This window comes from Aeromonas sp. QDB56 (assembly GCF_027705505.1).
In the GTDB taxonomy this organism is placed as follows: Bacteria; Pseudomonadota; Gammaproteobacteria; order Enterobacterales; family Aeromonadaceae; genus Aeromonas; species Aeromonas caviae.
In genome coordinates this window covers 1-6,054 of record NZ_JAPDBZ010000186.1, presented here as the reverse complement: position 1 = coordinate 6,054, position 6,054 = coordinate 1, and the positions used below count along the sequence as shown (strand labels likewise).

Here is a 6,054-nt window from a genome sequence, read left to right as displayed (position 1 = left end):
GGATTTAGGGACTCAGAATACTTTTTTCTGAAAATCAAGGCGGCCTTCCCCGGAAAGCCGCGATGAACCTTTTTTTTCACTGCTCTGTGAAAGATTTGGAGTGACACACATGACATCAACACCGTCCGTCATCGGAGGGGCCTGCATCATTGCCAGCGTCTGTGTCGGTGCCGGCATGCTGGGGCTGCCGAGCGCGGGAGCCGGGGCCTGGACCAGCTGGTCAACCCTCGCCATCATTCTTACCATGGTCGTCATGACGGTTTCAGGCTGGATGCTGCTGGAAGCCCTGAAACCCTACGCATTGACCGCCTCCTTCAACTCGGTGACCAAGGATCTGCTCGGTCACAGGATCAATCTCTTCAACAACCTCACCGTCTATTTCGTGGGCGGCATTTTGCTCTATGCCTACATCACCTCGTCGGGTCTCATCCTGGGCGGCCTGCTGGGCATCAATAGCCAGCTGGCCTCGGTGTTGTTCGTGCTGGTGTTCTCCTGGTTCGTCTGGCATTCGACCCGGGCGGTGGACAGGATTTCGGTCGTCCTGATCGTCTTCATGGTGCTGAGTTTCGTGTTCGGGGTCTCCGGGCTTGCCAGCAAGGTCGACACCGCCAAGCTGTTCAACTCCTTTGCCGAGGAGCTGGGCCGCGCCCCTTACGCCCTGGCCATGTTGCCGGTGGCGCTCACCTCGTTTGGCTACCACCACTCGGTGGCATCGATGCGCGCCTATTACGGCGAGGAGCAGAAAGCCAGGCAGGCGATCCTGGGGGGGACCCTGATCGCCCTGGCGCTCTATCTGCTGTGGCTGCTCAGCATCTTCGGCAACCTGCCTCGTCCCGCCTTCGGCCCCGTCATCGCCAAGGGGGGTGACGTGGATGTGCTGCTGGGGGCGCTGGCCTCGGTGATAGAGTCCAGGCAGGTCTCCCAGGCCATCAACCTCTTCTCCATGGCGGCCATCCTCTCCTCCTTCATCGGGGTGGGGCTCGGGGTGTTCGACTATCTGGCGGATCTGTTCCGGTTCGACAACAGCCGCCGGGGGCGGGCCAAATCCTGGGCGGTGACCTTCCTGCCCCCCCTGGCGCTCTCCCTGATGTTCCCGTTCGGCTTCGTGGTGGCCATCGGCTATGCCGGGGCAGCGGCGACCGTTTGGGCCTGCATCATCCCGGCCCTGCTGGCGAAGAAGTCCCGGGAGCTGGCCCCGGACGAGGCGGGGTTCAAGGCCCCCGGCGGCCAGCCCATGGTGGTGGCCGTCATCGTCTTCGGGGTGCTTACCGCCATCTTCCACCTGATGGCCATGGCGGGTCTGCTGCCCGTCTACACCGGTTGACCCTGGTGTGCTGAACCTGGCCCCATCCCGAGCATATTCCACGGATGGGGCGCAGGATCCGGTCCGTTTCTCCCCATTTTCCCTCCGGATTTGATACCCGAAGGCATGCAGGGTAAAGTCCCCCGGCGCCAGCAGTGGCGAACGCAGGAGAAGCACGGCGGTGTGCCGTGACCAGTCGACAATCCGTTTGGGGGAGTAATGGAACAGAAACCATCGTTGGTGGGCGGGGCATGCATCATTGCCGGCGTCTGTGTGGGGGCCGGCATGCTGGGGCTGCCGAGTGCGGGGGCGGGCGCCTGGACCCTCTGGTCCATGCTCGCGGTGGCACTGACCATGGTGGTGATGACGGTCTCCGGCTGGATGCTGCTGGAGTCCTATCGGGGCTATCCCCTGCGCGTCTCCTTCGATACCGTGACCCGGGATCTGCTGGGGGAGAAGGTCAACGCCCTCAACAATCTCAGCGTTTATTTCGTCGGTGGCATCCTGCTCTATGCCTACATCACCTCGGCCGGTCTCATCATCGACGGTATGACGGGGATGGGCAGCCAGTGGGCGTCCGTGCTCTTTACCCTGGCCTTCTCCCTGCTGGTGTGGCACTCCACCCGGGCGGTGGACCGCATCTCGGTGTTGCTGGTGATCCTGATGGGGCTGAGCTTTGCCTTCGGCATCTCGGGCCTGTCGATGAACGTGCGCCTCGATCTGCTGCTCGACCGGGTGGGCAGCGAAGTGAGCTACGCCCCCTATGCCCTGGTGATGCTGCCGGTGGCGCTCACCTCGTTCGGCTACCACCATTCGGTCTCCTCCATGCGCGCCTACTACGGTGAAGAGCGTCGCGCCAGCCGCGCCATTCTGGGGGGCACCCTGATCGCGCTCGCGTTTTACCTCATCTGGCTGGTGAGCGTCTTTGGCAACCTGCCCCGCAGCGAGTTCGGCCCGGTGATCGCGGAGGGGGGCAACGTGGATGCCCTGCTCAAGGCTCTCGGTTCGGTGATCGAGTCCAAGGCGGTGGCCAGCGCCCTCAACGCCTTCTCCATGGCGGCCATCCTCTCCTCCTTCATCGGGGTGGGGCTCGGGGTGTTCGACTACCTGGCGGATCTGTTCAAGTTCGACAACAGCCGGGGTGGCCGCGCCAAGTCCTGGGCGGTGACCTTCCTGCCGCCCCTGGTGCTCTCCTTGCTGTTCCCGTTCGGCTTCCTGGTGGCCATCGGCTATGCGGGCGCCGTGGCGACCCTGTGGACCTGCATCATCCCGCCCCTGCTGGCCTGGAAGGTGCGGGCGGCCCGGCGCGAAGAAGGTGGCGAGGGCTTCCGCGCCCCCGGTGGCCTCTTCATGATCGTCCTGGTGATCCTGTTCGGCGTGCTGACCGCCGCCTTCCACCTGCTCAACATGGTGGACCTGCTGCCCGCCTACAAGGGCTGAGCCGTGACCCGGGTCGCAGTGCCAGCACACAATGACAAAGAAGGAGCCTCATGGGCTCCTTCTTGCTTGTCACACAGGCAATATTGGCGTCGGTTACTGAATGCCGACCGACAGGGAGTGGGGGACCTTGGCGCCTTTACGGGCGGTGGCGCGCATCTGGTAGACCTGGATCAGGTACTTGCCCGACTTGGGCAGGGTGCCTTGCCATTTTGTGTCCACGTTGCCGCCGCCCAGAGCCTCGGCCTGACCCGGGATGGCGCCCGGCGCGAAGACGTTGAAGTTGGCATTGGTGCTGCCGGTGATGGCGACAGTCATGGTCTGGCCTTCTTTGGCGCCCAGAGTGTAGTTGATGGTGTCATAACCGGAGAAGGTGCCGTCAACCTTGGCGCTGTGCGCGCCTTTGGCGAAGTGCACCGGCACCGTGGTCACCTTGTCTGCCGCCTGAACCGAGGCCGCCATCATCATGGCCAGCAAGGCGGCCGTTACTGCTTTTTTCATTATCTATTGCTCCTGTGATCGGGCCCTGGCACGGGCCTCGAGGGGAAGATATGCCTGAACGATGACGCGACTCCATCGAAATGATGGGGCGGTCGGAGTGGGGGATGTTGCAAGATTTGGGGTATGCACAGACGGACATGGTGCCTTTTGGCCGCAAGCCAGATGAACACAAGGTCGATGGGGTTTTATATGGCGAGTATCCCTGATACAGGGGGCGTTTTTGTCAACGTGGTGTTGACGAACAGGGTGCCCGCTGCGGCCATGACTCTGCGACAGAATTGATCGCCCCGGGTCTCCTGCATGGTCAGGGCGCGGGAGGGCTTGCGGAAAAAGAGGACGTCATGGCTGGCTGGTGCCCTCAGCCGCCATGGCCTGCTGCTCATAGCGCGCCACCGTGCCGTCCTGCTTCATTTGCCGGATCACGCTGGCAAGGGGGGCCAGCAGATCCTGATGCCGTTCGTGCAGGTAGACGTAAGAATCGGCCAGCTCCATCACCCCGGCGGAGTAGATGCCGGCATAGCCCGGGTCCTGGCGCGTCAGGGCGGCCAGGGCCTGGCTGGCAATCAGGGTCTGCTCCACATAGAGGTCACTGCGCCCCTTGAGCAGCTTGCCCATCCCCTGCTCGGCGGTGGTGATGGCAAAGAGCCGGTTCGGTGCCACCACCTTGCCCAGCATCATCTCCGGCAGCTTGGCGCCACGGCGAAACTCGACCCGATAACCGGTGCCCAGCAGGCTGTGCCACCCCTGCAGCTGGATCCCGGGCTGGTGGGCATAGGCCTGATAGGAGACGGCGAAATGGGGCTCGGGCACGCGCTGGAGGGTGCGGGTCTGCTGCTGGTAGCTGGCGGCGCGGTGGATCTCGCCATCGACCTGTCCCTGCTCTGCCAGCAGGGGGGCCCGTCCCCCGGGGTAGCCCTGGTACTGGAAGTCATAGCCCAGGCGAGCGAACGCGTCCCGATAGATGAGATCGAGCCAGCGACCATAGGGGGACTCCCTGGTTTCAAGGGAGCTCACCAGTGTGATGTTGCCCCTGCCTTGCGCCCCCCATACCTGGAAGGCCAGCAGCAAGAGCAGTGAAAGAGCGAAGAAGCGGTATCCTGAAACCTGCGCCATGGTGTCCCTGTCAGAGCGGTGGTTGCAAAGGGTGACAGTCCTATCCTAGCCCAGGGGGTTGCCCGGTCCAGCGCTTTCTGCCGTCCGCCCGTGGATACCCTCCGGGCCGCCTTGCCCGAATGAACGACAACAAAGGGAGATAGCCAGCGCCGCTCACAGGCTGGCGAAATCCACCTCGGGCAGGGTTTCGAAGCCGGGGCGGGCAAACAGATAGCCCTGCATCAGGCTGACGCCCATCTCCCGCAGGCAGGCCATCTCGTCGCGGGTCTCGACCCCTTCCGCCAGCGGGGTGATCTGCAACTCCGTAAACAGCGCCAGACAGTGGCGAACGATGGCCTGACGGATCGGGTCCTGGTCGATGCCGCGCAGCAGGTGCATATCGAGTTTGATGATGTCGGGGCGAAAATCGGCCAGCAGACTCAGGCCCGAGTAACCGGCGCCAAAGTCGTCGATCGCCGTCTTGAAGCCCAGGGCCTGATAGTGATCGACGATGCCGCGAATATGGCGGTTGTCCTGCACCTGTTCCACCTCGGTGAACTCGAACATGATCTGCTCGATGGGGAAGAGGTGCTCGCGGGCCGCCTGCAACGTGGTGCGAATGCAGCGCTCCGGGCGATAGACCGCATTGGGCAGGAAGTTGATGCTCAGCATGCCCCGCATATCGAGCCGGGCGGCCAGCGCGATGGCCTTGATGCGGCACAGCTGATCGAAACGGTAGCGGTTGTCGTCGTTGACCCGGGCAATCACGCTCTGCGCCGACTCGTTGTTGAGCCCCCGCACCAGGGCCTCGTAGCCGAAGACAGTGCGTTGGCTGCAATCGACGATGGGCTGGAAGGCCATGGTGAAATCGAAGTCGAGATCCACCTGCTCATGACACTGCTGGCAGAGGGTGGAGGACGGGGCGGCAGGTATATCCATGACTCTCCTCTCGGGGCGTGGCGGCGCTGGGGACTGACTCAAATGATAACAGCTCGGCTCCGCCAGCAGAGTAATTTCCCGGTAATACGCAGCCACTCCTCCTGAGGTACCAAACGTTACCCCGTTTGCTGCAAGATATGCGGCAAGGGCGGGCGCGGATGGCCTCGCTTGTTTGCCAGAGATCGGGCGATGCCCCGTAGGCACCCGTTAGCGCCGCTGGTGGCAGCCAACTCCGCCAAGGCAGTCGGTATAAACAGAATTTATGGGTTTTCGGATAATGACCCAATTTTTACTTATGCATGCTCGCAGTGTGCCCTGATGCAGCAACTTGGCCCGCTCATAGCCCGCAAAGGGCAATGGCCGATCTTGAGCAACCGGCATAGAGCACCAGCCAATGCCCTGTAGGTTCGATTAGCGCAGCGTAATCGGACGAACGAGAGGCTTTGATTGCGGTTGTTGTCGTGCAACAGAGGCGGCCAGCCGGAGGGAGGAAATTCGGCTGGCTGTTATGGCGGGAGAATCGATTTACGCGAACGTCCGATTACGCCTGGCGGCTAATCGAACCTACGGGTTGCCCCCTTCTCCCCTCGCGGGAGAAGGGTTGGGGATGAGGGGGCGTTATGCCAACCCAAGGTCAATGTTGGGTTTCTCGATGCTCGGCACCGACCGGCATGCTCTGCAAGCCACCGCTTTCTGTAGGTTCGATTCATGTACAGGATCTTTAGCAGCAACCAATTGAAATAGATATAAAAATGGCTTCGATTGTGATCTGATTTTATCGC

5 protein-coding genes are annotated in these 6,054 nt (G+C 62.3%); 2 read left to right on the top strand and 3 right to left on the bottom strand.

Annotated features, from left to right (window positions below; all coding sequences use genetic code 11):
* Nucleotides 1-109 precede the first annotated feature (109 nt).
* A complete protein-coding gene (locus OKB81_RS18950) occupies nt 110-1,324 on the top strand; it encodes an aromatic amino acid transporter (protein WP_043155441.1) in 1,215 nt (404 codons plus the stop codon).
* 198 nt (nt 1,325-1,522) lie between these two features.
* Complete coding sequence (locus OKB81_RS18945) at nt 1,523-2,743, top strand: aromatic amino acid transporter (RefSeq protein ID WP_041214146.1); 1,221 nt, start codon at nt 1,523-1,525, stop codon at nt 2,741-2,743.
* 93 nt (nt 2,744-2,836) lie between these two features.
* On the opposite strand, the gene OKB81_RS18940 is transcribed toward OKB81_RS18945, so the two are convergent.
* From OKB81_RS18940 to OKB81_RS18930, 3 genes are all read right to left on the bottom strand, one after another.
* The gene (locus tag OKB81_RS18940; protein WP_010672394.1) at nt 2,837-3,241 is read right to left on the bottom strand and encodes a hypothetical protein; all 405 of its coding nucleotides are present in this window, start codon (nt 3,239-3,241) and stop codon (nt 2,837-2,839) included.
* A 339-nt stretch (nt 3,242-3,580) separates the two neighbouring features.
* Nucleotides 3,581-4,354 (bottom strand): hypothetical protein, encoded by a 774-nt coding sequence (locus OKB81_RS18935; protein ID WP_042882740.1) that lies wholly within the window; start codon nt 4,352-4,354, stop codon nt 3,581-3,583.
* A gap of 153 nt (nt 4,355-4,507) precedes the next feature.
* Nucleotides 4,508-5,272, bottom strand: a complete 765-nt coding sequence (locus OKB81_RS18930; protein WP_053288904.1) for an EAL domain-containing protein — start codon at nt 5,270-5,272, stop codon at nt 4,508-4,510.
* Nucleotides 5,273-6,054: the final 782 nt, after the last annotated feature.